Here is a 25,780-nt window from a genome sequence, read left to right as displayed (position 1 = left end):
CGGCCCGGCGGGCGCGTTAGCCCGGCCCGGCGGGCGCGCTAGCCCGGCGCGCCCGGCGCCGCCACCACCGCGTACTGGATGAAGCGGGTGTCGGCCAGGTAGTCGGGGAACAGGCGGAAGGCCAGGCGGCGCCACAGTTGCGGCGTCCACCAGCTCTCGTTGATGCCGGCCAGTTGCTCGATGGTGTAGCCGTTCTGTTCGAACAGTCGGGGGATGCTCTTGCGCGTGAAGAAGCGTAGATGGGTCAGGTCGCGCACGCCGTTGGCCTCGTAGCGGAAGTCCTTGTCGAGCAGCATGTGTTCGAGGTTGTCGATATGCCGCAGGTTGGGGATCGAGGCGACCACCTTGCCGCCCGGCTTGAGCTTGGCCACGGCGACGCGCAGCGCCGCGCCCGGATCGCTCATGTGTTCGAGCACGTCGTTGAAGAAGATCGCGTCGAAGTGGCCGTCCGGCACCAGCTCGGCCGAGAAGGCGCCGACCAGCACACGGTCCAGGTGGGCCTCGGCGGCGGCGGCGGCCTCGGCGTTGAGCTCGATGCCCCACACCTCCGGCACGCCGAGGCGTTTGAGCGAGCGGCCGAAGGCGCCGGTGTGGCAGCCGACGTCGAGCACGCGGCCGGCGCCGGCCGGCAGGTAGGGATGCATTTCGTTGCGCGGATAGTCGCCGTAGAGCGGGGCGGTGACGGACTCGATCATGGGGTTCCGGTCGGGGTTGGGGAGTGGAAAAACGATGTATTTATTGTAATGTGAAAAATTGCCGGACGCCTAGATATTTTTCTTCACCGTGGTGCGCCAGCCCCGGCCCAGCCTCATTCTGCGCACACCTGAGCTCGTATCGTGCGGTGTTGTTTTGTCGTCTTACGCTAGTATTCCGCTCGCGCGGCCGCTGTGCTGGCGCACGGCGGCTCAATTCTTGAACCACCGCACGCCACGAGGAACAGTTGGATGGAAAATCGCCTCAACTCGCTACTTGCGCTCGACTGGAACGCGGAGCAATACGGCTCGGCCATCATCCAGGACATCAAATGGCTGCCCGGCGGCGAGCCGGTGGCGTCCGCCGCCGCGTCCTTCGGCATCCACCTGGCCGACCTCGACGCGGCGCGCCACTCGTCCAGCCAGTTGATCAACCGGCGCTACCAATGGCGCGGCTACGGCGAGCAGCACCGGCTTGAATCCCATCCGCAGCGCGTCACGCTGGCCGCCTCCGGCGAGGGCCGGCTGTTCGGCACCGTCAGCCTGACCATCGATTCGGCTGCCGGCATCCAGGCCGACGCCGTGTTCAAGGAGGAGATCGACGCCTGCCGGCGCGACGGCGCCCGGGTCTGCGAGGTGACCAAGCTGGCCATCGACCCGGTGCCGCACTCCAAGCTGGCGCTGGCCTCGCTGTTCCACATCCTGTTCCTCTACGCCCGCAAGGTCCACCATTGCAGCGACGCCTTCGTCGAGGTTAACCCGCGCCACCGCCGCTACTACCAGGACATGCTCGGCTTCGAGCAGGTCGCCGACAGCCGCTACAACCCGCGCGTCGACGCCACCGCCTATCTGCTGCGGGTCAGCCTGGAACACATGGAACGGCAGATCGCCGCGCTGGGCGGACGCGGCCACGAAGGCGGCGAGCGTTCGCTGTATCCCTACTTTTTCGGCCCGGCCGAAGAGGCCGGCATCACCGCACGGTTGCTGGCGTTGCGCTGAGGCGACGCGGCCGCGGGAGGGTGGTGAAAAATTCAAAATTGCTAATATTCTGAGTAAAACGAGTGTATATTATGACAACGTGCAACTTGCTATGCGCTCGCACGCCGCCACCCCCGGAGGAGCAGATGAAGCATAAAAACGATGCAGCCGATACTGTTGAACAGCGCGCGGCGCAGGGCGAGCCGGCGCCGCGCCGCCCGGACCAGGCCGCGCCGGAAGAGACCGATGAGAACGATGAGACCGGCGAGGCCGGCGTGGTCGACCTGCTCACCGACAACCGCGCCTTCGGCTTGCGGATGGCCGACACCGCCGAGGGCCGCAACAAGGCCAGCCTGCTGATCAACCGCATGTACGCCTGGCGCGGCTATTCCGGCAGCCACGTGCTGAGCGACGACCCGAACCGCATCACCCTGACCGCCAGCGACAAGGGCGAGGCGGTCGGCACGCTGACCCTGGGCATCGACGCGGCGCCGATCGGCCTGCTGGCCGACGAGATCTTCCGCGACGAGATCGCGCCCTATCGCGGGCCCGGCAAGAAGTTGTGCGAAATCACCAAGTTCGCCTTCGACCCCCGGGTCCGCTCGAAGGAGCCGATGGCCGCGCTGTTCCACCTGTCGACGCTGATGGCGCGCGACATCCACGGCTGCACCGACCTGTTCATCGAGGTCAACCCGCGCCACCGCGCCTTCTACGAGAACAAGCTCGGCTTCACCTGCCTGGGCGAGCCGAAGAGCAACCCACGGGTCAACGCGCCGGCCTACCTGTTGTGGCTCAGCTACGCCTATGTGACCGAGCAGATCAACCGTTTCGGCGGCAATCCGCCCGAGGCGGCCGGCAACCGCTCCTTCTACCCGCTGTTCTACTCGCCGCGCGAGGAGCAGGGCCTGATCTCCCGTCTGCGCGAAAACCGCTGACATGGCGGCCGCCTTCGACTACCAGCAGGCCTTCTCGCGCAACATCGGCTGGCTCACACCGGACGAGCAGACCAGGCTGCGCGGCAAGCGCGTCGCCATCGGCGGCATGGGCGGAGTCGGCAGCGTGCACGCGGTGACCTTGGCCCGGCTCGGCGTCGGCGCCTTCCACATCGCCGATTTCGACACCTTCGACCTGCCCAACTTCAACCGCCAGGTGGGCGCCACCATGTCCAGCCTGGGCCAGCCCAAGGTCGAGGTGGTGGCGCGGATGATCCGCGACATCAACCCCGAGGCCGACATCCAGGTCTTCCCGCAGGGCGTCAACGACGCCAACCTGGAGCAGTTCCTGGCCGGCGTCGACTACTATTTGGACAGCTACGACTTCTTCGCCTTCGACGTGCGGCAGAAAACCTTCGCCCGTTGCGCCGAACTGGCCATCCCGGCCAGCACGGCGGCGCCCTTGGGCATCGGCACGGCGCTGCTCAACTTCCTGCCCGGCCAGACCACCTTCGAGCAGTACTTCCAATGGGGCCAGCTGCCGGAGGATGACAAGGCGATCCGCTTCCTGGTCGGCCTGGCGCCGGCCGGCCTGCACCGGCCCTATCTGGTGGTGCCGGCGGCGGTCAACCTGGCCGAGCGGCGCGGTCCGTCGACCATCATGGCCTGCCAGCTGTGCGCCGGCCTGGCGGCGGCCGAGGCGATGAAGATTTTGCTGGGACGCGGCAAGGTGAGGGCGGCGCCGCACGGCATGCAGTTCGACGCCTATCGCGGCAAGCTGGTGCACACCTGGCGTCCCGGCGGCAGCAGCAATCCGCTGCAGCGCCTGGCCATCGTCATCGGCAAGCGCATGTACCTCAAGGCGCTGGGCAAGTCCTGAGCCGGGTCCGGGTTGGGTTTGAGCCGGGTGCGGGGAGGGCCTGATCCGGGCCGGCGCCGCGCCGGATCGGACGCCCGCACAGCGCCCGCACAGCGCCGGCTCAGACGCCGGCGCCGCGCCGCCCCGCCGCTACAGCTTCGCCAGCATCGACTTGACGTCGGCATTGTCTGCGAAGGCCTTGTCGAGGCCGATCAGCCGCGTGATCTCCTGCTTGGCGGCGAGCTTGTCGCCGGAACGGAACAGGCCCACCGCCAGATGGTAGCGCAGGTCGGCCGACTCGCTGGCCAAGGTGGTGGCCTTGCGCAGCAGCGGCAGGCCGCGCGCGGCGTCGCCCTGTTCCAGCAGAATCCAGCCCAGCGTGTCGAGCACGGCCGGGTTGTCGGCGGCCAGGCGGTAGGCCTGCTCGGCGTAGGGCAGGCCGCGCGGGTCCTTTTGCCGGGCGTAGGCCCAGGCCAGGTTGTTGAGCGCGTCGATATTGTTCGGTTCGATCTTCAGCACCGCCAGGAAGGCCTGGATGGCGGCCGCCTGCTGCGGCGTGCGGTCCAGCGTGGCGGCGTACATGCGCACGCTGACGCTCTTCGGCCGCTCGGCCAACCACTGCGCCAGCAACTGGTCGGCCTTGCCGCGCTGGCCGGCCTGGTCCATCGCCTGGTGCAGCTTGATGATGGCGATCGGCGCCTCCTTGCCGCGCGCGTAGGCCTGCTCGAAGGCGGCCACGGCCGGCTGCGGCTTGGCCTGGCCGAGCAGCACGTCGCCCTCCAGCAGATAGCCGACCGGCAGCTTGGGCCAGGTGGTTTGCAGATGGCGGGCGGTCTGCATGGCGGCCTCCGGTTTGCCCCGGCGCACCTCCAGCGCCGCCAGCGCCATGTGCGCCTCGATGAAGTCGGGCTTCAGCGCCAGCGTGGTCTTCAAGGCGCCGGCCGCCGCCGGCAGATTGTTCATGCTCATGTACAGCTGGGCGATGCGGAATTGCGTCGCGTACGAGGCCGGCAGCAGCTTGGCCAGTTGGCTGAAGGCCTCCAGCGCGCCGGCCTGGTCGCCGTTGGCCGCCAGCGTCTGCGCCAGCAGGTCGATCACCTCGGGATTGCCCGGATTGCTGGTCTGTAGATTCTTGGCGATGGTCAGCGCCTTCTGCGGCTTGCCCCTGGCGTTGTAGTACTGCGCCAGGCGGATCGCCGGGTCCGCCTCGGCCGGATCGACGTTGTAGGCGCGCTCCAGCCAGTTGGCGGTGTCGGCGTCGTCGTTGCGCGCCACCGCCAGGCTGGCCAGCGCGGTCATCGCCTGCGTCTTCTTCGGCTCCTGCGCCAGCAAGGCCTGCAGCCGCTTGACGGCGTCGGCGGGGCGCCGCTCCAGCATGTCCAGCTTGGCCAGGCTGGCCGTGGCGGGGAAGAAGTAGGCCTGCTTGCCGAGCGCCCGCTCGAAGCTGGCGCGGGCGCCATGCAGGTCTTTTTGCGCCAGCAGGATTTCGCCCTTCAGGTTTTGCAGCACCGGGTTGTCCGGCTCGTTCTTCTCCAGCGCCTCGGCCACCGCCATCGCCTTGGCGAACTCGCCCAGGCGCAGCTGGGTCATCGCCAGCAGGATGCCGGCCTGGGAGGATTTTTTGTCGAGCTCGTTGGCGATTTCCAGCTCGCGCACGGCGCGGCCGTTGTCGCCCTGGGCCAACCGGCTCAGGCCGAGCGCGGTGTGGATGGGCGCCTGCTGCGGCGCCAGCGTGCTGGCCTTGACCAGGTAGTCGCTGGCCTTGGCGTACTGCTTGACCTTCATCGCGGCCTCGCCGGCCAGGGCGTACAGCTGGGCGTCCTGGCTGCCTTCCTTGAGCAGCGGCGCCAGCAGGGCGGTCGCCTCGGCGCCACGGTCGAGCTTGAGCAAGGTCGAGGCCAGCAGCTTGCGGGCGTACAGGCTCTTCGGCTCGATCTCCAGGTACTTGCGCAGGTATTGCTCGGCCTGGGTCATCGAGCCCAGGTTGAACTGCACGGCGCCGGCCATCAGGATGGTCGGCGCGTGCTCGGTGGCGGTGCTGAGGATCTGTTGCAGCGTCTCCATCGCCTCCTTGTTGCGGCCCTGGGCGTAGTCGAGCCGGGCCTGGGCGTAGTACATCTGCAGGCCGTGCGGCGTGCTCTTGCGCGCGGCGGCGATCTCGGCGCCGGCCTCCTTGTAGTCGCCCTTGCCGATCAGCAGGTGGGCCTTCATCAGGCGGGCGGCGGCGTTGTTCGGGCTGAGCTGGATGATCTGGTCGTAGGCGGCCAGGGCCGGCGCCGTCTGCTCCTGGGCGCGCAGCATCTCGCCCTTGAAGAACCAGGCGTCCAGGTTGCCGGGGTTGGCGGCGATGGCGCGCTCGACGTGGCGCGCGGCGGCGTCCAGGTCCTGCTCGCCCAGCGCGTGGCGGGCCAGGCCGATCAGCGCGTCGGCGTCGTCGGCGTGCGAGCTTAGCGCCGCCTCGAACGCCGCCTTGGCCTGGGCCGGCTGGCGCAGACCGAGATAGGCCTTGCCGCGCAGGTTCAGCAGCGCCGGCACGGTCTGCTCCGCGGCGCCGGCGCTCTCGTCGAGCACCTTCTGGAACTGGCCCTGGCTCAGCAGGGCCTCGCCCAGCGCCTGTTTGGCGGCCAGCGGATCGGCCTTCAGCGCCAGCGCCCGGCGCGCCTCCTTCTCGGCCGAGGCGGCGTCGCCGATGTCGTTGTACAACTTGCCCAGCAGCAGGCGCGCCTCGGCGTTGTCCGGGCTCTGCGCCACGGCGTTCTTCAATTGGATCAGCGCCGCCTTGGTGTCGCCCTTTTGCAGATACTGCTTGGCCTCGCCGAGCAGCACGGCGGCCGATTGCGGCCGCTCGCAGGCGGCGACGGAGATGGCCAGCGCCAGCACGGCGCCGGTGAGCCTGGCAATTCGAAGCGTGTTACGCGGCATATGTTTCCCTATCTGGTAGAGCGGGCGGACGGGGCCGCGGCATGGCGCGGCGATTCCCGTTGACGAAGCAGTGTAGCAAACAAGCATAGCAAAATGCTATGACTTTTCCGCAAATCCACCGTCGTCGCGCCGCCTGTTGCGCCGCCGCCCGCCTCAGGCCGCGCTGGCGTCGTGGAACACCGCCTCCAACGGCAAACGGCGCGAGCGCAACGGCGCGTCGGCCGGATAGCCGACGCGCAATATCATGTGCAACATGCTGCCCTCGGCCAGCCCCAGCAGGGCGGCCACCTCCTGTTCGACCGCCGTCATCGCGCCGTCGAAACCGGCCGCCAGCGTGCCGTTGCGGCGCCGGTTGAGCTGGTCGGTGACGACGTAATAGGGTTGCGCGGCGATGCCTTGCAGATTCAGCGCGGTCCAGACGCGCGTCATGCGCCGGCCGGCGTCGATGATGCTGTTGCGGTCGGCGCCGCCGGTGACGCACAGCAGGCCGGGCGCGGCGGCGATCAGCTTGACCTCCGACAAGGCCAGCAGCTTGTAGGCGCCGAAGCGGTTCAGCACGGCCAGGCGCGGCCAGTGCGAGATGAAGCGCAGCATTTGCCGGCCGCCGGGCGGCAGGCCCAGGCTGTCGACATCGAGGCCGTCGCCGCGCGCCACCTGCTGCGGCGTGTGGCGCAGGCTGTCGAACAGCCAGTCGTGCAGCGCCCGGTTGCAAAAGCGCGCCTCCGAGCACAGCCGCACCAGCCGCACCAGGCGCTTGCGCTGGCCGCGCTCGACCAGCAGCTTGAGCGCGCGGTCGTCGCCCAGGCCGAGCTGGGAGATCAGGTCGGCCGGCAGCGGCGTGGCGCGGAAGCCGAGCCGGTTGGTGTGGCGCAGCAGCGGGCCGTCCGGCGCGCTGAAGCGCGGCGGCAGGCGGGGCAGGCCCAGCGCGGCGTAGGGCTGGCCGCCGCCGTTGCCCATGCGCCAGTCGGCCGCCAGGCCATTGGCGGCCAGCGCCATGTCGAGGTTTTCCAGCACCGCGCCGACCGCCATCAGCGTGGCGTGGCTGTCGGCGTTGAAGACGCCGCCGGCGCCGTGCCGGTCGGCATAGTTGAGCGACAGCTCGCGGCCGTCCCAGCGCAGGGTCCACGGCTGGCTGTTGTCGGCCGACGGCGCCAGGGCGCCGATGCGCGCCAGTTGGGGGATGAAACTTGCATTCATAGGGCGTGCTTCAGAAGGCGTGCTGCGGAGGATAAAAAAACAGCCCGCGCAAAGCGACGGGCTGTCGGTGGCGGGCGAACCCGGTGCGAGCCTTAGGCGCCGCGACGGCGGCCGGCGGCGACCATGCCCAGCAGACCCAGGCCGACCAGGGCCAGCGAACCGGGCTCAGGGATCTTGTTGAAGTCGATGTTGCCGACCGCCTGGTTGATGGCCAGCAGGCCGCCGTTGGTGGCCGGACCCTGGGTGGTGTTGTTGAAGGCGTCGAAGGCGATGCCGTAGAACGGTTTCGGCGAGGCGAAGAAGTTGCTGCCGATGTCGTTCAAGCAACCGGCCGCCGCGATCGTCGTGCCGGCCAGATTGGCCGTGCCGGCGCCGCTGCAGGTGGCGAAGGACTGGATCGAGTTGAGGAAGGCGCCACCCAGGGCGTTGATGCCCGATACGCCTTGGACCAGGCTGCCGACGGCGAGCATGATGTCGTCGCCGCCGACATCGGCGACGGTCGCTTCGGTGCCCAGGCCGGCGGCGCTCGATGGGGTGTAGGTGTTCTGGTTGTGCGGATCGGCCCAGAACTGGAAGTCCAGCTGGGTCACCTTGTTGGCGCTGCCGGGGACGTTGATGGTGCCCGACACCAGCACGTCCTTGAGCTGGAAGGTGATGAACAGGCCGTAGTTGATATCCAGGCCGGTGGCGAGCGGGCTCAGGCCGGCGCTGTTCAGGGCGAAGCTGCTCAGGTCGATCCAGCCGCTGCCGAAGTGGCTGTTGCCGGAGGTGTGCAGCAGTTCCGACGAGGTGCCGCTGATCTGGTTGGCCTGGAACGGCGTGTTCGGACCGAAGATGGGGCCGCCCAGACCCAGCGCCGCCGGGTTGATGGTGAATATCGGCGCGGTCGGCGCCGCCAGTGCTTGTGACGTGCTGCCCAGCAGGATCATCGCGCCGGCAAGGGCGGTGAGCGCATATTTTCGGACCAGTGGCATGTGCATTAGAAATCTCCTCGAACGGGGTATGGTGTTGAATCGCAATTTTTGAACCGCTGAAGCCGGAACACTTGTCTATAAGCAGGAATTGGGCCAGGGCACGCTTATTGATGAAAATCAATGACTTGCATGCTGTACCTGGCCACCGGCCGCCGCCGGTGTAAAGAATTCCGACACTGTTTGTCGGCGGCATCGCCGGCCGACTTGGCCGCCCCGCCGCTTCAGGCCGGGTCGGCGCCCGGTTCGGCCTTGGGCGACAGCAAGGCCTTGTGCAGCAGGTGGCGGGTCAGCAGCAGCGGCGGCATGCGCAGCCAGTTGCCGCGGATGTAGAGCAGGAAGCGGGCGGCGCCGCTGCAAGCGTCGTCGCAACTGGCGTGGCGCGGCAGCAGGGCGCGGCTGAACAGGGCGTCCATCAGGGCCAGCCGCCAGGCGGCCGGCGCGGCGGCGGCGCCGGCGTCGCTCAGATAGGCCGGCACCGGCGTGTGCAGCAGCCGGGCGCTGTAGCGCAGCGCGTAGAACAGCGGCCGTTGCAGTTGCAGGCGGGCGGCCCGTTCGGCCAGGCGCTGGTAGAAGCCGGCCTCGGCGCCGTATTGCAGCAGCAGGCGGTGGATGTCGACCAGGTCGCGCAGGCCGTGGCTCAATTCGCTGTCGTAGAACAGGTGGGTGGCGCTGTGCAGCACCAGGTCGAGCGGCGCCAGCGTCTGCAGGCCGGCGTGGCCGGGCAGCGGCCGCGCCGCCGCGCGCAGCAGCGCCGGATCGGGCCGGGCGGCGGCGGTGGGCGGCAGGATGGCGTGGTGCACGTCGATGAAGGTCTGGCGCCGCGCGTGCTGCATCGGCGGCAGCTCGTGCATCCACTCGCGGTAGTAGCGCTGGTCGTAGGCGTCCTGGTGCTGGGCCACCCAGCCGTGCAGCATCAGCGCCGCCTCGACCTCGTCCAGGCTGTCCTTCGGCACCAGGATGTCGATGTCGGAGAACAGCCGGCCGCGCGCGGTGGGCAGCGCGGCCATGGCGTAGGCGGCGCCCTTCAACAGGATCAGCGGCAGCTGCAGGCCGGCCAGCGCGCGGGCGATCTCGCGCACCTCCCACTGCACCGCCTGGGCGTGGCGCTCGGCCAGCGCCTGCGCCCAGCCCAGGTGGGCGCGCGGCCGCTCCGGCACCTGGGCCAGCAGCTGGCGCTCGGCCAACATGGCCGCCAGGCTGGCCAGCAGATGGGCGGCGCCGGCCTGGCGCAGCAGCAGGTCCCAGTCGCCGGCGCAGAGGCCGACGCACAGTTCCGGCTGGCGCATGGCGCGCAGGACCAGCGGCGGCCGCCTCATGCGGCGCGCTCGGCCGGCCGTGCGGCCAGTTGCTCGGCCAGTTGTTGCTCGGCCAGCCGCTCGAACAGGGCCAGCGCGTCGTCGAGCTGGCCGTACTCCAAGGTGTAGCCGGCGCTGCCGTCGACCACCCGGCCGAGGGCGTCGAAACCGCGGCGGCCCAGCAGGCTGTAGTTGAAGCTGTTGCCGGCCACGCGCATGAAGGCTTGCGCCCGGCTCAGCGCGTCGAGGCGCAGGGCGGCGCCGGCGCGGTACTGGGGGAACAGCAGCCAGGCCGGGCGCGCCGTCTCGGCGGCGCGCGCCACGCTGTCGCTTGGCGCTTTCAGATGGGCCACCGTGCCCTTGACGGTGTCGCGCACCGCCGGGCTCAACACGGCGTCGCCGAGGTAGTCGCGGATCACGTCGATCGAGCCGTTCTTCAGGCTGACCGGACGCGGCAGCGGCACCACCCGGCCATCGCCCAGGCGGATCAGGGTCAGCTCGTCGGACAGCAGGCGCCAGCCGCCGCGGCCGACCAGGGCGGCGCACAGCGTGCTCTTGCCCGAGCCGGGCGGCGCCGGCAGGATCGCCGCGCAGCCGTGCTTTTCCACCACGGCGGCGTGGACGATGAGGAATTCGTTGGCGCGGCTGGAGACGCACCAGTTCAGGCCCCATTCGAACATCGGGAAGGCCTGCGCCAGCGGTAGCGGCTGGAACAGCGAGTTGCCGTCGTAGAGCAGGCGCACCTGCGGCTTGAACCAGCGGCGCGCGCCGGCCGGCCGTTCCAGGCTGAGGCGGAAGTCGGCGAAGTCGTCGGCCGCCAGTAGTGGATAGTCGGCGTACAGCAGGCCGATGCCGTGCGCCACGCTGGCGATGCCGCTGCGCAGGCAGACGCTGAAACCGGCGGTGCGCAGGTGCAGGCCGTCGCCGGCTAGGCGCTCGGCCAGCTCGGTCGGACTGAGCGCGGCCACGGTCAGCATGGCGTGGTGTCGATCAGCGCCAGGCGGCGCAGGTCGTCGAGCATCTGCGCCAGCTCGGTGGCCAGCTCGGCGTGGCCGGCGGCCGGCGCTGCTGCCGTTGTCGGCGCGGCGCTGTCGCGCAGGAGCGCGAGCAGGGCGGCCTCGTCGGCCTCGCCCTGTTGCAGCCGCTGTAGCACCAGCATGGCGTCGGCGCCGAGCAGGTGGGTGTCGCCCGACAGGTTGTTGTAGACCACGAACTCGTCGTCCCAGTGGCGGCTGGCCGCCAACTGGCCGACGCTCATGCGCCACACGGCGCGGCTGCGGCCGGCGGCGCCGGCCTCAAGACATGGTTCCCGACAGGTAGAAGGCGATGTCATAGGCGTACCATTTTTTCCCGGCGATCGGCGCGTAATAGCCCTTGGTCTGGTATTCCTGCCAGATGGTTTGTAGCATCAGCAAGTTCTGGAAGCTGCTCAGCTTGGCCTGCACGTTGAGGTAGGCGGCCGCCAGATACTGGCCGATCTTGTGGTTGTCGAAGGATTGGCCGGCCAGCATCTGCTGCAGGGTCGCGTCCTTGTAGCTGCGGTTGGCGGAGGTGCAACTGAAGATGGTGCTGAATTTGGTGGTCTTGGCGATGCGGTTGGGCCAGTTGTCGTTGCCTTTCCAGTACACCGGCGAGCGGCCCGAGCAGACCGTGTTGCGCAGGTGCTGGCTCTGCAGCGCGCCGGACAGGAAGCCCGACGGCGAGCGGCAGATGTCGCAGGCCATGCCGGGCTGGCTGGCCACGGTGAGCAGCACGCCGGAGGCGGCCACGCCGGCGGTGGCCAGACGTCGACGCGCCCGGCCGGCCGGGCTCAGCGCGGGGGCGCCGGTCGCGGGGGGCGTTTCCTGCTTGTCGTGCGATTCTTGCATAGCCATTCCATTCCTGAAAAATTGACGGTGCGCGAGCGGCCGCTGCCGTCTCTTCGTGCTGTGTTGCAAAGCAATATGTGCGCCATGAAAGTTACTGCGCCGCACCGCCTTTGCGAATCAAGGGCTTAGCGTTGGAAGCGTCGGGGCGGCGGCATGCGCCAGGGAAGCCGGTCGGAAAAGTGTAAAGTTTTCCGACACTTCCGCAAGGCAATAAATCCTAGAAGAAGCTCTCCGGGATCACCAGCACGTCGCCCGGGCGCATCGGCAGGTTGGCCGAGATGTCGCCTTCGCGGATCAGGTCGCTCAGGCGCACCGCCAACTTGTGTGGTTTGCCGTCGATGGTGCGGATGATGCTGGCGCGGTTGCCGGCGGCGAACTCGGTGACGCCGCCGACGGCGATCAGCACGTCCATCAGCGACATGTCGCGCCGGTAGGGCAGCGCCTGCGGCCGCGCCGCCTGGCCGATGACGCGGATCTGCTCCGAGTAGATGCCGACGAAGCCGGTGACGATCACCGTCACCATCGGTTCCTGCAGGTACTTGGCCAGCTTCTTCTCGATGTCGCGCGCCAACTGGGTCGAGGTTTTTCCGCTGGCTTCGAGGTCTTCGACCAGCGGCGTGGTGATCATGCCGTCGGGCCGCACCGGCACCGTCATCGACACCTCGGGATTGTGCCAGACCATGATGTTGATGTTGTCGCCGGGACCGATGCGGTACTCGCTGGCGGGGACGGCGGCGGCGGCCGGCGCTTCGAGCGGCGCCTGGCGCAGGCTCGAGCAAGCACCCAGGGCGAGCAGCAGCAGCGGCGCGGCGCGGCGCGTCCAGCTCGATTTCATTGACGCAAACCTCATGGCATTTCCTCTCTGGTGGCGGCAAAACATGCATGGGAAGCACGCAGTGTTTTCATTTTTGCATGTTTATTTTATACCACAACCGGCCGCCGAAGGTCGTTGTTGAAAGAGAATTTTTTTTCGGGCCGGTGCGCCTCCGCAGGTCGGCCCGCGCCGCCTGTGGCGGGGCGGCCTTGGCCGCGCACGCCCGTGGCGAAGGCTAATTAGATGCTAGTTTTGAAATAAATTTATAACAACAAATATTGCCCGGTTCGGGTATGATAGGCGTCTTGAAATGCTATTTAAACAACGTTCACGAGCGCCGCTCGGGATGCCCCAACCCCACTTTGGCGAGTTGAATCGATGGCTGAATTGATAGCGATGTTGTTGGCCTTTTTGAAGGCGATCGCCAAGTACCGTTGGTATGCGGTGGCGATCAGTTGGATCGTCGGCATCGCCGGCGGCATCTACGTCTACCGCCTGCCGGCCGACTACCAGGCCTCGGCCCGGGTCTACGTCGACACGCAAAGCATCCTCAAGCCGCTGATGGCCGGCATGACCACCTTGCCCAACGTCGAGCAGCAGGTGATGTTCATGCGCCGCACCCTGATCAGCCGGCCCAACGTCGAGCGCGTCATGCGCATGGTCGACCTCGACGTCCAGGCCAAGAGTTCCAACGAGCACGAGCGCCTGGCCGACGAGCTGATGGCGCAGATCAAGGTCGGCGGCACCGAGCGCGACGACATCTACACGATCTCCTACAACAACCCCAAGCCCAAGCTGGGCAAGGACGTGGTGCAGTCGCTGCTGACCATCTTCGTCGAGGGCAGCTTCGGCGGCAAGAAGCAGGACTCGGAGAAGGCCGTGCAGTTCATCGACGAGCAGATCAAAAACTACGAGGACAAGCTGGCCACCGGCGAGAACGCGCTGAAGGACTTCAAGATCCGCAACATGGGCCTGCTGCCGCGCCAGGGCAGCGACTATTCGAGCAAGCTGGCCGAGCTGACCGACCATCTGAGCCAGGCCAAGCTGGAGTACACCGAGGCCGAGATGTCGCGCAACGCCATCAAGCGGCAGATCGCCGGCGAGGACCCGGCGCCGGTCGGCGGCGTCGCCACCGAGCCGGCGCTGATCAATCCCGAGCTGGACTCGCGCATTTCGGCCATCAACAAGAACCTCGACGGCCTGCGTTTGCAATACACCGAGAACCATCCGGACATCGTCTCGGCCAAGCGTTTGATCGAGCAGCTCGAGGCGAAGAAGCGCGAGGAGGCCAAGCGCACCCGCGTCACCGACCCCGGCGCCAGCTACAGCCCGATGCTGCAGCAGATGAACGTCGCGCTGTCGGTGGAGGAGGCGCGCATGGCCGGCCTGAAGGCGCGCGTGGCCGAATACGCCACCCGCTTGGGGCGCCTGCAGTCGCAGAGCACGGCGGCGCCCGAGGTCGAGGCCCAGCTGGCCCAGCTCAACCGCGACTACCAGGTGAACAAGGAAAACTACGAGAAGCTGGTCAACCGGCGCGAGGCGGCCAAGCTGTCGGGCGACCTGAGCTCGGCGACCGACATGATGAGCTTCCGCGTCATCGATCCGCCCAGCGTGCCGCTGACGCCGGCCGGCCCGAACCGGCCGCGCTTGTACGCCATGGTGCTGGCGGCGGCGCTGGTGGCCGGCGTCGGCGGCGCGCTGCTGATGAGCCAGATCCGGCCGACCTTCCTCAGCCAGCACAGCCTGCGCGAGGTCAGCGGCCTGCCGGTGCTGGGCAGCGTCAACATGAACTGGACCCAGGCCGAGACGGTCAAGCGGCGCCGCCGCCTGTACGCCTTCGGGCTGGCGGTGCTCTCGCTGGTGAGCACCTATTGCGGAGTGATCGGCCTGGCCATCCTCCGCCCTTCCTTGTAGCCGAACCAACGCAGCAGTGTGAGGACAGCATGAGCATTATCGAAAAAGCGGCGGGGCGGATCGAGCACGGTCGACAGGAGCGCGGGCCGGCGCTGGCGCGCGCGGCCGAGAGTACGGCCGGCGCCGGCCCGCTGCGCGACGAGGGACACGGCGCGGCCACGGCCACGGCCATGCCGCCTGCGCCTGCGCCAACGCCAACGCCAACGCCAACGCCAAGCATGCCAAGCGCGCCAACGCGGCGCACCCGCGAGGTCGAACTGGATCTGGCGCGCATGCAGGAGCGCGGCCTGATCACCGTGGCCGGCGGCCGCACCCTGCTGGTCGAGGACTTCCGCGTCATCAAGCGCCCCATATTGAAAAAGGCCTTCCCCGGCGGCACCGCCGTCCTGCCCAGCAATCTGGTGATGATCACCAGCGCGCTGGCGGGCGAGGGCAAGACCTACTGCTCGATCAACCTGGCGATGAGCATCGCCATGGAGCTCGACCACACCGTGCTGCTGATCGACGCCGATGTCGCCCGGCCCTCGGTGCTGAAGGCGCTCGGCCTGCCGCCGCAGCCGGGCCTGATGGACCTGCTGCTCGACGACAGCCTTGACCTGGCCGACGTGATGTTGCGCACCAACGTCAACACCCTCAGCATCCTGCCGGCCGGCACCGCCAACCTGCGCGCCACCGAGCTGCTGGCCAGCCAGAGCATGAAGGCGCTGGTGCTGGAGATCGCCCAGCGCTACCCGGACCGCATCATCATCTTCGACTCGCCGCCGCTGCTGTTGACCAGCGAGGCGCGCGTGCTGGCCGGCCACATGGGCCAGATCGTGGTGGTGGTCGAGTCGCAGCAGACCACCCAGCACGCCGTGCTGGAGGGCCTGCGCCGTCTCGAGGGCTGCGACAACGTCAGCCTGATCTACAACAAGAGCCGCGACTTCGCGGGCACCGAAACCTATGACTACCACTATGGGTAGAGCGACGGTTGGCGCCGTGGCGGCCGCCCCGGCCGCTGCGGTCGGCATCGCGCGGCGCCGGCCCGTGCCGCCGTGCCCGCGCCCGCGCTTGCTGGCGGCCGTGCTGGCGCTGCTGTTCGCGCCGGCCTGCCGGGCGGACTTGGTCTTCAGTCCCAGCGTCGAGCTGCGCGCCAGCGCCACCGACAACGCCAACATGGCGCCGCCCGAGCGTGCCCACGGCCGCGTGGTGGAGGAGGCGGCGCCCGGCTTCAGCCTCAGCGAGCAGACCGCCCGGCTGAACCTGAAAATGGCCTACCAGCTGCACTTCTACACCGGCGGCGGCGACGACGCCAACAGCCAGCGCCACCAGAGCCAACTGCAGGCCAGCGCCAACGCGCGCCTGATCGAGGACTGGTTGTTCCTCGACAGCGCCGCTTCCATCAGTCAGCAGAGCACCTCGGCCTTCGGCCCGCAGCTCAGCGACCAGGGCTACAGCACGGTCAACCGCAACGAGGTGCGCACCATCAGCATCAGCCCCTATTTGCGGCGCCGCCTGGGCGTCGGCGCCGACCTGGAACTGCGTTACACGCGCGACCAGGTGGACTCCAACAACGCCGCCTTCGGCCGCAGCCAGTCGGACAATCTGTTCGCCAGCCTGGCCAGCGGCCCGGCCTTGCGCAGCCTGGGCTGGGGACTGCAGCTGAGCAAACAGCGCCAGCATGACAGCGTGGCGCCCGATTCGAGCAGCAGCGGCGCCAACGGCTCGCTCAACTACGGCGTCGCGCCCAGCCTCAACCTGAGCCTGGGCCTGGGTTACGACAAGCTGGACTACGGCCTGGGCGGCGTCAGCCAGGGCCGCTCCTGGAGCACCGGCCTGCGTTGGACGCCGACCCAGCGCAGCAGCCTGCAACTCAGTCACGGCGGCCGCTACTACGGCGCCAGCAACAGCCTGGCGCTGCAGCACCGCAGCCGCAACACCGTCTGGAGCGTCCACTACGACGACTCGGTCACCACCAGCCGCTCGCAGTTCCTGCTGCCGGCCGCCGTCAGCACGGCCGACATGCTGAACCGGCTGATGTCGGCGACGATCAGCGATCCGCTGCTGCGCGCGCAGGCGGTCGAGGCCTACATCCGCGCCAACAGCCTGCCGCGCTCGCTGGCCACCAGCGTCAACTACTTCAGCAACCGCTACAGCCTGCAGAAGCAGTTGCAGGCCTCGGTCGGCCTGAACACGGCGCGCACCATCACCATGTTCAGCGTGTACGACACGCGGCGCAGCGCCCTGTCGGCGCGGCAGAGCGACAGCGCGCTGCTCGGCAGCAGCAACGAAACCATCAACGACGACACCCGCCAGCGCGGCGCCAGCGTGGCGCTGAACTGGCACCCGTCGTCGCGCTTCGGCGCCACCCTGAGCGCCGACATCGGCAACACCCGTTCGCTCTCGACCGGCCTGGGCAGCCGCCAGCGCAGCCTGCGCCTGCAGCTCAGCCGCCAGTTCCAGCCGCGCCTGAGCGGCAACGTCGAGCTGCGCCGCGTCCATGGCGACGGCCTGTCGGGCAGCGGCGCCTACACCGAGAACGCCGTGGCGCTCTCACTCTCACTGAAGTTATAAGCGGAGCGCACCAGCGATGTACGAGACATACTACGGACTCAGCGGACGGCCCTTCAGCCTGCGGCCCGATCCCCACTTCTTCTTCGGCAGCAAAGGCCACACGCGCGCCATGGCCTACCTCGAGTACGGCCTGGCGCAGGGCGAGGGCTTCATCGTCGTCACCGGCGAGATCGGCGCCGGCAAGACCACGCTGGTGCGCACGCTGTTCCAGCAGATCGAGTCGGACGGCTTCGTCGTCGCCCACATCGTCAACACCCAGCTCAATTGCGACGACACCTTGCGCATGGTGGCCAGCTGCTTCGGCCTGCCCTGCGAGGACGGCGCCAGCAAGCCGGTGATCCTGGCCCGGCTGGAGACCTTCCTGCGCGGCTGCGGCGCCCAGGGCCGGCGCGCGCTGCTGGTCATCGACGAGGCGCAGAACCTGACGCCACGGGTGGTCGAGGAGCTGCGCATGCTGTCGAACTTCCAGACCGACAGCGAGTCGCTGCTGCAGACCTTCCTGCTCGGCCAACCGGAGTTCCGCGTCACCCTGCACCGGCAGGACATGCAGCAGCTGCGCCAGCGCGTCATCGCCAGCTACCACCTGGGGCCGATGGACCCGGCCGACACCCGGTCCTACGTCGAACACCGCCTGCACACGGTCGGCTGGCACGATGACAAGCTGTCCTTCACCGCCGACGCCCAGGCCGCCATCTACGCCTACAGCGGCGGCATCCCGCGCAAGACCAACCACCTGTGCGACCGCCTGCTGCTGATGGGTTTCCTCGAAGAGATCCGCCACTTCACGGCGGCCGAGGTGCAGATCGTGGTGCAGGACATCGAGCAGGAGTTCGGCCAGCCGGCCCAGCCCGAGGGCCTCGCCGCCGTCGCCCTCGACGAGGGCGAGACGGCGATCTTCTCCAACCAGTACCCGGCGCTGCTCGACGAGCGCATCCTGCGGCTGGAGAAGACGCTCGGCTCGGTGCTCAGCGTATTGAAAAAGATCGTCCGCGGCCAGGCCGTGGCCAATCTATCCGTCGACAATCTGGAGTGACACCATGACCGCAATCCAGCACCCGCCGCTGCGCATCCTCTGCGTGGTCGGCGCCCGCCCCAACTTCATGAAGATCGCCCCGATCCTGACGGCGCTGAAGGCGCACGCGCCGGCCGTCGAGGCGCGCCTGCTGCACACCGGCCAGCACTACGACGTGGCGATGAACAGCCAGTACTTCGAGGCGCTCGGCATCCCGGCGCCGGACGACAACCTGGAGGTCGGCTCCGGCAGCCACGCCGCGCAGACCGCCGAGGTGATGCTGCGCGTCGAGAAGGTGCTCGACCAGTACGCGCCGGACGCGCTGCTGGTGGTCGGCGACGTCAATTCGACGCTGGCCTGCGCGCTGGTGGCGGCCAAGAAGGGCATCGCCGTGGTCCACGTCGAGGCCGGCCTGCGCAGCGGCGACCGCGCCATGCCCGAGGAGATCAACCGGGTGCTGACCGACCAGCTGTCCGACCTGTTGTTCACCACCGAGGAGAGCGCCGCCGACAACCTGCGCCGCGAGGGCGTCGCCGCCGAACGCATCCACTTCGTCGGCAACGTGATGATCGACACGCTGCTGCACAACCTGCCGCGCGCGGTGTCGGCCGCCACCCTGGCCGAGCAGCACGGCCGGCCCGGTTTCGGCGCGGGCGAGGGCGGCTACGGCGTGCTGACGCTGCACCGGCCCAGCAACGTCGACCAGGCCGAGACGCTGGCCGCGCTGCTCGACACGGCGCTGCGGATCGGCGCCAGCACGCCGCTGATGTTCCCCGTGCATCCGCGCACCCGCGCCGCCATCGAGCGTTTCGGCCTGGGCGGCCGGCTCGACGCCGCCGCCATCCTGCCGCTGCCGCCGATGGGCTACCTGGAGATGCTCGGCCTGATGAAGGACGCCCGCCTGGTGCTGACCGACTCCGGCGGCATCCAGGAGGAGACCACGGCGCTCGGCGTGCCCTGCATCACGCTGCGCGAGAACACCGAGCGGCCGATCACCGTCGAGCAGGGCACCAACACCATCGCCGGCACCGACCCGGCGCGCATCCTGGCGCTGCACGCGGCGCTGTTGGCCGACGGCGGCAAGCGCGGCCGCCAGCCGCGCTACTGGGACGGCCAGGCCGCCGTGCGCATCGCCGCCATCCTGCTCGACTGGCTGGAGCGGCGCCGTGGAGGCGGTCATGGCGGCTGAGGCTGGCGCGTCCGGCGCCGGCCGGGCCGACGCGGCGCCCGCCGGCCGGCCGCCCGCGCCCATCCGCAACGCGATGACCATCGACGTCGAGGACTACTTCCAGGTGTCGGCCTTCGCCCCCTTCATCACGCCGGACAGCTGGCCGCAGCGCGAATGCCGGGTCGAGGCCAACATCGAACGCATCCTGGCCATCCTGGCCGAGGGCGGCGCCAGCGCCACCTTCTTCACCCTGGGCTGGATCGCCGAGCGCTACCCGGCCATGGTCGGGCGCATCGTCGACGCCGGCCACGAGCTGGCCAGCCACGGCTACGCCCACCTGCGCGCCAGCGACCAGGACCGCGCCGCCTTCGGCGAGGATATCCGCCGCAGCAAGGCGATCCTGGAGGACCTGGCCGGCCGGCCCGTGCTCGGCTACCGCGCCCCCAGCTTTTCGATCGGCGCCGCCAACCTGTGGGCGCTCGACGAGCTGCAGCAGGCCGGCTACCGCTACAGTTCGAGCATCTACCCGATCAGCCACGACCACTACGGCATGCCGCAGGCGCCCCGTTTCGCCTTCCGGCCGAACGGCCCGGACGGCCTGCTGGAGGTGCCGATCAGCACGGTGAGGTTGCTTAATCGCAACCTTCCGGTCGGCGGCGGCGGCTACTTCCGCCTGCTGCCCTACGCGTTGTCGCGCCGGCTGATGCGCCGCGTCAACCAACACGACGGCCAAGCGGCGATCTTCTACTTCCATCCCTGGGAGCTTGACACCGGTCAACCGCGCCAACACCTCGCCGGCGTCAAGACGCGCTTCCGCCACTACGTCAACATTGCACGCATGGAGGGGCGGATCCGTGCGCTGACGCGCGATTTCGCCTGGGACCGGATGGACCGCATTTTCTTGGAGAAGGCATGAACATGATGATGGATGCGCCGTCGGCGCGCTTGGATGCCGCGCCGGCGGGCGGCGCCGAGCGTCTACACCTGCAGTTGATGCAGCCGGGCGACCGGCTGCGCTGGGACGCCTTCGTGCAGCGCTGCCCCGAGGCGAGCTTTTTCCACCGCGCCGGTTGGCAGCAGGTGATCGAGCAGGAATTCGGCCACCGCACCTGGTTCTATTATGTCGAGCAGGACGGCCATATCCAGGGCGTGCTGCCGCTGGCGCAGATCAAGAGCCGGCTGTTCGGCCACTCGCTGGCGGCGCTGCCGTTCTGCGTCTACGGCGGCGTGGCGGCGTTGTCCGAGCCGGCCCGCGCCATGCTCGACCAGGCCGCGCAACGGTTGGCCAAGGAACTGGGCGCCGGCCACCTGGAGTATCGCCATTTGAACGCCGTGCCGTGCGCCGGCGCCGACTGGCACGGCAGCGACTTGTATGTCACCTTCCGCAAGGCCATCGTCGCCGACGACGAGACGAATATGAACGCGATCCCGCGCAAGCAGCGCGCCATGGTGCGCAAGGGTATCAAGTGCGGCCTGCGGGGCGTGGTCGAACAGGACGTCGAGCGCTTCTTCACCGCCTATTCGAACAGCGTGCACCGGCTCGGCACGCCGGTGTTCTCCAAGCGCTATTTCGCCCTGCTCAAGCAGGTCTTCGGCGACGACTGCGAGGTGCGCAGCATCGTGCGCGGCGACGACCTGGTCGGCGGCGTGCTCAGTTTCTTCTTCCGCGACGAGGTGCTGCCTTACTACGGCGGCGGCATGCCGCTGGCGCGCGAGGTGGCCGGCAACGACTTCATGTACTGGAACTTGATGCAGGCCGCCGCCGCGCGCGGCTGCCGCCTGTTCGACTTCGGCCGCAGCAAGCGCGGCACCGGCGCCTACGACTTCAAGCACAACTGGGGCTTCGAGGCCACGCCGCTGCCCTACGCCTACCAGTTGCACGCCTCGCGCGCGCTGCCGGACGTCAATCCGCTGAATCCGAAGTACCAGTTGATGATCAAGCTCTGGCGCCGCCTGCCGCTGGGGTTGGCGAACTTTATCGGTCCTTATATAGTCAAGGACCTGGGATGACGCAGATGGACGAGTTGCTGTTGCTGGTGCACCGCATGCCATATCCCCCCAACAAGGGCGACAAGATCCGCTCCTACCACCTGCTGCGCCAATTGACGCAGCACTACCGCGTCCACCTGGGCACCTTCATCGACGACGCCGACGACTGGCGGCACGTGCCGCAGGTGCGGGCGCTGTGCGCCTCGGCCAATTTCCTGCCCCTGTCGCCGTTGCGCGGCCGGCTGCGCGGCCTGCGCGCGCTGCTGGCCAACCGCGCGCTGTCGCTCGACTTCTATAGCGATCGCCGGATGCGCGCCTGGGTCGCCGCCACCATGGCCGAGCGCAATATCGGCCGCGTCGTGGTGTTCTCTGCGCCGATGGCGCAGTACGTGCCGCAGGCGGCCGGCTTGCGCAGTGTGATCGACTTCTGTGACGTCGACTCGGACAAGTGGCGCCAGTACGCCGAGAAGAAACGCTGGCCGGCCAGCCAGTTGTACCGCTACGAGGCCAGCCGCCTGCTGCGCTACGAGCGCGCCGTGGCGGCCCGCAGCGACGCCGCCTTGTTCGTCTCGCGCGAGGAGGCCGCGCTGTTCGCCCAGCTGGCGCCGGAGAGCGCCGGCCACATCGGCCACTTCAACAACGGCGTCGACACGGTCTATTTCGCGCCCCAGCTCGACAGCGTCAACCCGTATCCGCCCGGCCAGCGCGCCGTGGTGTTCACCGGCGCGATGGACTACTGGCCCAACGTCGACGCGGTCGAGTGGTTCGCCCGCGAGATCCTGCCGCTGGTGCGGCGCGAACAGCCGGCGGTGCGCTTCCACATCGTCGGCGCGCGGCCGACCCCGGCCGTGCTGGCGCTGGCCAAGTTGGACGGCGTCAGCGTCAGCGGCACCGTGCCCGACGTGCGGCCGTATCTACAGCACGCCGAGCTGGCGGTGGCGCCGCTGCGGGTGGCGCGCGGCATCCAGAACAAGGTGCTGGAGGCGATGGCGATGGCGCGCACCGTGGTGCTGACGCCGCAGGCGCTGGAGGGCATCGTCGCCACGCCGGGCAGCGAGTTGCTGCTGGCCGCCGAGCCGGCCGCCTTCGCCAGCGCCGTCTGCCAGGCGCTGGCCCATCCGCAAGCCGGCATGGGCCGCGCCGCGCGCGCCCGCGTCGAGGCGGACTACGGCTGGGGCGCCAAGCTGGCGCCCCTGCTGGCGTTGCTGGCGGCGGCACCGGCGGCCGGGCGGGACGGCGTGGCTATGCACACGTTGGCGGGGGCGGCGGGGGCGGGGGCGGCATGATGGACGTCCGGCAAAAACCTGCCTTAGTTAACAGGAAGTTGTTGTTTTCAAAACAAAAACTTCTGACCGGCAACGCCAGTGGTGTTGTTATTATTGTATTTTCTTCGTATGATGAAAACAGCGTGGCGGCGCCGGTCGCCGCGCGCGATTTTCTCGGCGCCACACTGAGTTCGCCCGCTACCACCCTCGCCCTCAGCAAGGAGCTACGATGACGCAGTCCGATGTGCCAGCCGTGCCGCTGGTGGTTCACCTGATCTACCGTTTCGACTGCGGCGGCATGGAGACGCTGCTGGTCGAGCGCATCAACCGCATGCCGGCGGCCAGCTACCGCCACGCGGTGATCTGCCTGAGCGACTACAGTCCCGCCTTCGCGCAAAAAATCACCCGGCCCGGGGTCGGCCTGCACGCGCTGCACAAGCGGCCCGGCCTGTCGCCGGCCACCCATCTGCATTTGTGGCGCCTGTTGCGCCGGCTGCGCCCCGCCGTCTTCCACAGTTACAACCTGTCGGCCATCGAGTACGCCCCGGTGGCGTTGCTGGCCGGCGTGCCGGTGCGCGTCAACGGCGCCCACGGCCGCGAGCTGGGCGACCTGGACGGCAGCAACCGCAAGCACAACTTCCTGCGCCGGCTGATGCGCCCGTTCTACCACTGCTGCTATGCCAATTCGGCCGCCATGCTGGCCTGGAGCCGCGAGGTGATCGGCGTGCGGCCGGCCCGCAGCCGCCTGCTGGCCAACGGCATCGACACCGAGCGCTTCCAGCCCGCCGCCGGCGCCGTCGGCGCCACCGGTGAAATCACACGCCGCTTCGCGGCCGACTGCATCGTCATCGGCACGGTCGGCCGCATCCAGGACATCAAGGACCACTGCGGCCTGCTGGCCGCCTTCATGCTGCTGCGCCAGCGCGCGCCGGCGTTGGCACCCCGGCTGCGCCTGGCCATCGTCGGCGACGGCCCGCTGCTGGCGACGCTGCGCGGCCGCGTCGACGCCGCCGGCCTGGCCGACGTGGTCTGGCTGCCCGGCGCCCGCGGCGACGTGCCGGCGCTGCTGCGCGGCTTCGACCTGTTCGCCATCTCCTCGCTGGCCGAGGGCACGCCCGGCGCCGCGCTGGAGGCGATGGCCTGCGGCCTGGCCGTGGTCGGCACGCGGGTCGGCGGCATTCCCGAGGTGGTGGAGGAGGGCGTCACCGGCACGTTGGTGCCGGCCGGCGATCCGCTGGCCATGGCGGCGGCGCTGCAACGCTACGCGCTGGCGCCGGACTTGGCGGCCGGCCACGGCGCCGCCGGCCGCGAGCGGGTGCTGCGCCACTACAGCATGGGCGCGATGGTGTCCGCTTACCAGCAACTCTACGATCAACTGCGTCACGTCGAGGCCGACGTCGTCGCGGACGCGGCCGGGAAGAAAAAAGGAATCGAATCATGTGCGGAATAGTAGGCATGTTGGACACCCGTGGCGGCCGCAGCATCGACCCGGCGCTGCTGCGCCGCATGAACGAGACGCAGCACCATCGCGGCCCCGACCAGGGCAACGTGTATGTCGAACCGGGCCTGGGTTTCGGCCACCGCCGCCTGTCGGTGATCGACTTGAGCAGCGGCCTGCAACCGATGGGCAACGAGGACGGCAGCGTGATGGTCTGCTACAACGGCGAGATCTACAACTACCGCGAGTTGATGGCCGAGCTGCAGGGCCTGGGCCACGTGTTCCGCACGCGCTGCGACACCGAGGTCATCGTCCACGCCTGGGAACAGTGGGGCGCGGCCTGCGTCGAGCGCTTCCGTGGCATGTTCGCCTTCGGCCTGTGGGACCGCAATCAGCGCCAGTTGTTCCTGGCGCGCGACCGGCTCGGCGTCAAGCCGCTGTTCTACGCCATGCTACCCGACGGCATGCTGGCCTTCAGCTCCGAGCTGAAGGCGCTGCGCAGCCTGCCCGGCCTGCCGCGCGCCATCGACCCCTGCGCCGTCGAGGAGTACTTCGCCTTCGGCTACGTGCCCGAGCCGCGCACCATCTACCAGGGCGCGCTCAAGCTGGCGCCCGGCCACACCCTGCTGCAGCAGGTCGGCGCGCCGCCGGCCCAGCCGCAGCGCTACTGGGACGTGCCGTTCAAGCTACACCACGGCATGACCCAGCGCGACGCCCAGGGCGAGTTGATCGAGCGGCTGCGCGAGGCGGTGCGCATCCGCTTGGTGGCCGAGGTGCCGTTGGGCGCCTTCCTGTCCGGTGGCGTCGACTCCAGCGCCATCGTGGCGATGATGGCCGGGCTCAGCGACCAGCCGGTCAACACCTGCTCGATCGCCTTCAACGACAAGGCCTTCGACGAGTCGGCCCACGCCGCCCAAGTGGCCCAGTTGTATCGCACCGCCCACCACGCCGACACCGTCGACACCGACGACTACAGCCTGCTCGACACCTTGGCCGACCTGTACGACGAGCCCTTCGCCGACAGCTCGGCCATCCCCACCTACCGGGTCTGCCAACTGGCCCGGCGCCGCGTCACGGTGGCGCTGTCGGGCGACGGCGGCGACGAGAACTTCGCCGGCTACCGGCGCTACCGCTACGCCATGGCCGAACACGCGGTGCGCGGCCGCATCCCGCTGGCGCTGCGCCGCTCGGTGTTCGGCACGCTGGGCAAATACTATCCGAAGGCCGACTGGGCGCCGCGCGTGTTCCGCGCCAAGACCACCTTCGAGGCGCTGTCGCGCGGCTTGGTGGAGGCCTACTTCCACGGCGTCTCGCTGATGAGCGACCAGATGCGCGCCCAGTTGTTCAGCAAACCCTTCCAGCAGAAGCTGCAGGGCTACCGCGCCGTCGAGGTGATGCAGGCCCACGCGCGCCGCTCGCCGACCCAGGACCCGCTGTCGCTGCTGCAGTATCTCGATCTGAAGACCTATCTGCCGGGCGACATCCTGACCAAGGTCGACCGCGCCAGCATGGCCCACGCGCTGGAAGTGCGCGTGCCGCTGCTCGACCACCAACTGGTCGAGTGGGTTTCCGGCCTGCCGCCGGAGATGAAGCTGAACGGCGGCGAGGGCAAGTACGTGTTCAAGAAGAGCCTGGAGGCGCATCTGCCGCAGGAAATCCTGTACCGGAAAAAGATGGGTTTTTCCGTGCCGCTGGCCGCCTGGTTCCGTGGCCCGCTGCGTGAGCGCATGCGCAGCGCGCTGCTCGGCCCCGTGCTGGCCGACGCCGGCATCTTCAACCGCGCCTACCTGAGCGAGATGGTCGAACACCACGAGTCCGGCCGGCGCGACTACAGCGCGCCGATCTGGAGCCTGCTGATGTTCGAGGCCTTCCTGCGCAAGGAGGCGGCGGCATGAACGACGTCACCGCCG

At 68.9% G+C, this 25,780-nt stretch carries 23 protein-coding genes; 14 read left to right on the top strand and 9 right to left on the bottom strand.

Annotated features, from left to right (window positions below; all coding sequences use genetic code 11):
• Positions 1 to 38: 38 nt before the first annotated feature.
• Positions 39 to 695, bottom strand: a complete 657-nt coding sequence (locus tag H7U20_RS19935) for a class I SAM-dependent methyltransferase (RefSeq protein WP_199760884.1) — start codon at positions 693 to 695, stop codon at positions 39 to 41.
• A gap of 249 nt (positions 696 to 944) precedes the next feature.
• Here H7U20_RS19935 and H7U20_RS19930 point away from each other — a divergent pair, with 249 nt between their 5' ends.
• The 3 genes from H7U20_RS19930 (at position 945) to H7U20_RS19920 (ending at position 3,482) form a co-directional block, all read left to right on the top strand.
• The gene (locus H7U20_RS19930) at positions 945 to 1,691 is read left to right on the top strand and encodes an N-acyl amino acid synthase FeeM domain-containing protein (protein WP_233410929.1); all 747 of its coding nucleotides are present in this window, start codon (positions 945 to 947) and stop codon (positions 1,689 to 1,691) included.
• Positions 1,692 to 1,816: 125 nt separating this feature from the next.
• On the top strand, positions 1,817 to 2,605 hold the full coding sequence (locus tag H7U20_RS19925) for an N-acyl amino acid synthase FeeM domain-containing protein (protein WP_233410928.1): 789 nt from the start codon (positions 1,817 to 1,819) through the stop codon (positions 2,603 to 2,605).
• Between the two features lies 1 nt (position 2,606).
• Complete coding sequence (locus H7U20_RS19920) at positions 2,607 to 3,482, top strand: ThiF family adenylyltransferase (RefSeq protein WP_199760883.1); 876 nt, start codon at positions 2,607 to 2,609, stop codon at positions 3,480 to 3,482.
• Positions 3,483 to 3,611: 129 nt separating this feature from the next.
• Here the strand turns inward: H7U20_RS19920 and prsT are convergent, their stop codons facing one another.
• The 8 genes from prsT to H7U20_RS19880 form a co-directional block, all read right to left on the bottom strand.
• Positions 3,612 to 6,383: an XrtA/PEP-CTERM system TPR-repeat protein PrsT gene (gene prsT, locus H7U20_RS19915; RefSeq protein ID WP_199760882.1), complete on the bottom strand. Its 2,772-nt coding sequence runs from the start codon at positions 6,381 to 6,383 to the stop codon at positions 3,612 to 3,614.
• Between the two features lie 153 nt (positions 6,384 to 6,536).
• Positions 6,537 to 7,580, bottom strand: a complete 1,044-nt coding sequence (locus H7U20_RS19910) for a nitroreductase family protein (protein WP_199760881.1) — start codon at positions 7,578 to 7,580, stop codon at positions 6,537 to 6,539.
• Positions 7,581 to 7,672: 92 nt separating this feature from the next.
• Positions 7,673 to 8,560: a flocculation-associated PEP-CTERM protein PepA gene (pepA, locus tag H7U20_RS19905; protein WP_199760880.1), complete on the bottom strand. Its 888-nt coding sequence runs from the start codon at positions 8,558 to 8,560 to the stop codon at positions 7,673 to 7,675.
• Between the two features lie 215 nt (positions 8,561 to 8,775).
• Positions 8,776 to 9,870 carry a nucleotidyltransferase domain-containing protein gene (locus H7U20_RS19900; protein ID WP_199760879.1) on the bottom strand — a complete coding sequence of 365 codons (1,095 nt, stop codon included), beginning with the start codon at positions 9,868 to 9,870 and terminating at the stop codon, positions 8,776 to 8,778.
• On the bottom strand, positions 9,867 to 10,826 hold the full coding sequence (locus H7U20_RS19895) for an HprK-related kinase A (RefSeq protein WP_199760878.1): 960 nt from the start codon (positions 10,824 to 10,826) through the stop codon (positions 9,867 to 9,869). The genes H7U20_RS19900 and H7U20_RS19895 overlap by 4 nt, the downstream gene beginning before the upstream one ends.
• Positions 10,820 to 11,107: an HPr-rel-A system PqqD family peptide chaperone gene (locus tag H7U20_RS19890; RefSeq protein WP_233410945.1), complete on the bottom strand. Its 288-nt coding sequence runs from the start codon at positions 11,105 to 11,107 to the stop codon at positions 10,820 to 10,822. Before H7U20_RS19890 ends, H7U20_RS19895 begins: the two co-directional genes overlap by 7 nt.
• A gap of 37 nt (positions 11,108 to 11,144) precedes the next feature.
• Positions 11,145 to 11,723 carry a hypothetical protein gene (locus H7U20_RS19885; protein WP_199760876.1) on the bottom strand — a complete coding sequence of 193 codons (579 nt, stop codon included), beginning with the start codon at positions 11,721 to 11,723 and terminating at the stop codon, positions 11,145 to 11,147.
• 211 nt (positions 11,724 to 11,934) lie between these two features.
• The gene (locus H7U20_RS19880; RefSeq protein WP_199760875.1) at positions 11,935 to 12,567 is read right to left on the bottom strand and encodes an XrtA/PEP-CTERM system exopolysaccharide export protein; all 633 of its coding nucleotides are present in this window, start codon (positions 12,565 to 12,567) and stop codon (positions 11,935 to 11,937) included.
• Between the two features lie 342 nt (positions 12,568 to 12,909).
• On the opposite strand from H7U20_RS19880, the gene H7U20_RS19875 reads away from it, so the two are divergent.
• Genes H7U20_RS19875 through H7U20_RS19825 form a run of 11 tightly spaced genes read left to right on the top strand, consistent with a single transcriptional unit; the run spans position 12,910 to position 25,765 of the window.
• Positions 12,910 to 14,445: an XrtA system polysaccharide chain length determinant gene (locus H7U20_RS19875; protein WP_199760874.1), complete on the top strand. Its 1,536-nt coding sequence runs from the start codon at positions 12,910 to 12,912 to the stop codon at positions 14,443 to 14,445.
• 29 nt (positions 14,446 to 14,474) lie between these two features.
• Positions 14,475 to 15,407 carry an XrtA-associated tyrosine autokinase gene (locus tag H7U20_RS19870; RefSeq protein WP_199760873.1) on the top strand — a complete coding sequence of 311 codons (933 nt, stop codon included), beginning with the start codon at positions 14,475 to 14,477 and terminating at the stop codon, positions 15,405 to 15,407.
• Complete coding sequence (locus H7U20_RS19865; protein ID WP_199760872.1) at positions 15,388 to 16,998, top strand: TIGR03016 family PEP-CTERM system-associated outer membrane protein; 1,611 nt, start codon at positions 15,388 to 15,390, stop codon at positions 16,996 to 16,998. The genes H7U20_RS19870 and H7U20_RS19865 overlap by 20 nt, the downstream gene beginning before the upstream one ends.
• A gap of 16 nt (positions 16,999 to 17,014) precedes the next feature.
• A complete protein-coding gene (locus H7U20_RS19860; protein ID WP_199760871.1) occupies positions 17,015 to 18,031 on the top strand; it encodes an XrtA/PEP-CTERM system-associated ATPase in 1,017 nt (338 codons plus the stop codon).
• Positions 18,032 to 18,035: 4 nt separating this feature from the next.
• Positions 18,036 to 19,199: a non-hydrolyzing UDP-N-acetylglucosamine 2-epimerase gene (gene wecB / locus H7U20_RS19855; RefSeq protein ID WP_199760870.1), complete on the top strand. Its 1,164-nt coding sequence runs from the start codon at positions 18,036 to 18,038 to the stop codon at positions 19,197 to 19,199.
• Positions 19,189 to 20,094: an XrtA system polysaccharide deacetylase gene (locus H7U20_RS19850; protein WP_199760869.1), complete on the top strand. Its 906-nt coding sequence runs from the start codon at positions 19,189 to 19,191 to the stop codon at positions 20,092 to 20,094. The genes wecB and H7U20_RS19850 overlap by 11 nt, the downstream gene beginning before the upstream one ends.
• Positions 20,091 to 21,188, top strand: coding sequence for a FemAB family XrtA/PEP-CTERM system-associated protein (locus tag H7U20_RS19845; RefSeq protein ID WP_199760868.1), 1,098 nt, complete (start codon positions 20,091 to 20,093; stop codon positions 21,186 to 21,188). Before H7U20_RS19850 ends, H7U20_RS19845 begins: the two co-directional genes overlap by 4 nt.
• Complete coding sequence (locus H7U20_RS19840; RefSeq protein ID WP_370593200.1) at positions 21,185 to 22,453, top strand: TIGR03087 family PEP-CTERM/XrtA system glycosyltransferase; 1,269 nt, start codon at positions 21,185 to 21,187, stop codon at positions 22,451 to 22,453. The genes H7U20_RS19845 and H7U20_RS19840 overlap by 4 nt, the downstream gene beginning before the upstream one ends.
• Entirely contained in the window at positions 22,450 to 22,665 is a 216-nt protein-coding gene (locus tag H7U20_RS19835) for a hypothetical protein (RefSeq protein ID WP_199760867.1), read from the top strand. Before H7U20_RS19840 ends, H7U20_RS19835 begins: the two co-directional genes overlap by 4 nt.
• Positions 22,662 to 23,882, top strand: coding sequence for a TIGR03088 family PEP-CTERM/XrtA system glycosyltransferase (locus tag H7U20_RS19830; protein WP_199760866.1), 1,221 nt, complete (start codon positions 22,662 to 22,664; stop codon positions 23,880 to 23,882). Before H7U20_RS19835 ends, H7U20_RS19830 begins: the two co-directional genes overlap by 4 nt.
• A complete protein-coding gene (locus H7U20_RS19825; RefSeq protein WP_199760865.1) occupies positions 23,870 to 25,765 on the top strand; it encodes an XrtA/PEP-CTERM system amidotransferase in 1,896 nt (631 codons plus the stop codon). Before H7U20_RS19830 ends, H7U20_RS19825 begins: the two co-directional genes overlap by 13 nt.
• Positions 25,766 to 25,780: the final 15 nt, after the last annotated feature.

The sequence above is a fragment of the Rugamonas violacea genome, assembly GCF_016461825.1.
In the GTDB taxonomy this organism is placed as follows: domain Bacteria; phylum Pseudomonadota; class Gammaproteobacteria; order Burkholderiales; family Burkholderiaceae_D; genus Rugamonas.
The sequence above is the reverse complement of the archived record's forward strand: the minus strand, read 5'-3'. Positions and strand labels throughout refer to the sequence as shown.

Excerpts from the sequence above, each read along its gene's own strand:
- H7U20_RS19920 (WP_199760883.1), top strand. The coding sequence starts at position 2,607 with ATGGCGGCCGCCTTCGACTACCAGCAGGCCTTCTCGCGCAACATCGGC.
- H7U20_RS19925 (WP_233410928.1), top strand. The coding sequence starts at position 1,817 with ATGAAGCATAAAAACGATGCAGCCGATACTGTTGAACAGCGCGCGGCG.
- wecB (WP_199760870.1), top strand. The coding sequence starts at position 18,036 with ATGACCGCAATCCAGCACCCGCCGCTGCGCATCCTCTGCGTGGTCGGC.
- H7U20_RS19825 (WP_199760865.1), top strand. The coding sequence starts at position 23,870 with ATGTGCGGAATAGTAGGCATGTTGGACACCCGTGGCGGCCGCAGCATC.
- H7U20_RS19840 (WP_370593200.1), top strand. The coding sequence starts at position 21,185 with ATGACGCAGATGGACGAGTTGCTGTTGCTGGTGCACCGCATGCCATAT.
- H7U20_RS19830 (WP_199760866.1), top strand. The coding sequence starts at position 22,662 with ATGACGCAGTCCGATGTGCCAGCCGTGCCGCTGGTGGTTCACCTGATC.
- H7U20_RS19875 (WP_199760874.1), top strand. The coding sequence starts at position 12,910 with ATGGCTGAATTGATAGCGATGTTGTTGGCCTTTTTGAAGGCGATCGCC.
- H7U20_RS19910 (WP_199760881.1), bottom strand. The coding sequence starts at position 7,580 with ATGAATGCAAGTTTCATCCCCCAACTGGCGCGCATCGGCGCCCTGGCG.
- H7U20_RS19885 (WP_199760876.1), bottom strand. The coding sequence starts at position 11,723 with ATGGCTATGCAAGAATCGCACGACAAGCAGGAAACGCCCCCCGCGACC.
- H7U20_RS19845 (WP_199760868.1), top strand. The coding sequence starts at position 20,091 with ATGAACATGATGATGGATGCGCCGTCGGCGCGCTTGGATGCCGCGCCG.
- H7U20_RS19880 (WP_199760875.1), bottom strand. The coding sequence starts at position 12,567 with ATGAGGTTTGCGTCAATGAAATCGAGCTGGACGCGCCGCGCCGCGCCG.
- H7U20_RS19895 (WP_199760878.1), bottom strand. The coding sequence starts at position 10,826 with ATGCTGACCGTGGCCGCGCTCAGTCCGACCGAGCTGGCCGAGCGCCTA.
- H7U20_RS19870 (WP_199760873.1), top strand. The coding sequence starts at position 14,475 with ATGAGCATTATCGAAAAAGCGGCGGGGCGGATCGAGCACGGTCGACAG.
- H7U20_RS19900 (WP_199760879.1), bottom strand. The coding sequence starts at position 9,870 with ATGAGGCGGCCGCCGCTGGTCCTGCGCGCCATGCGCCAGCCGGAACTG.
- H7U20_RS19835 (WP_199760867.1), top strand. The coding sequence starts at position 22,450 with ATGATGGACGTCCGGCAAAAACCTGCCTTAGTTAACAGGAAGTTGTTG.
- H7U20_RS19850 (WP_199760869.1), top strand. The coding sequence starts at position 19,189 with ATGGCGGCTGAGGCTGGCGCGTCCGGCGCCGGCCGGGCCGACGCGGCG.
- H7U20_RS19890 (WP_233410945.1), bottom strand. The coding sequence starts at position 11,107 with ATGAGCGTCGGCCAGTTGGCGGCCAGCCGCCACTGGGACGACGAGTTC.
- H7U20_RS19935 (WP_199760884.1), bottom strand. The coding sequence starts at position 695 with ATGATCGAGTCCGTCACCGCCCCGCTCTACGGCGACTATCCGCGCAAC.
- H7U20_RS19860 (WP_199760871.1), top strand. The coding sequence starts at position 17,015 with ATGTACGAGACATACTACGGACTCAGCGGACGGCCCTTCAGCCTGCGG.
- prsT (WP_199760882.1), bottom strand. The coding sequence starts at position 6,383 with ATGCCGCGTAACACGCTTCGAATTGCCAGGCTCACCGGCGCCGTGCTG.
- H7U20_RS19865 (WP_199760872.1), top strand. The coding sequence starts at position 15,388 with ATGACTACCACTATGGGTAGAGCGACGGTTGGCGCCGTGGCGGCCGCC.
- pepA (WP_199760880.1), bottom strand. The coding sequence starts at position 8,560 with ATGCACATGCCACTGGTCCGAAAATATGCGCTCACCGCCCTTGCCGGC.
- H7U20_RS19930 (WP_233410929.1), top strand. The coding sequence starts at position 945 with ATGGAAAATCGCCTCAACTCGCTACTTGCGCTCGACTGGAACGCGGAG.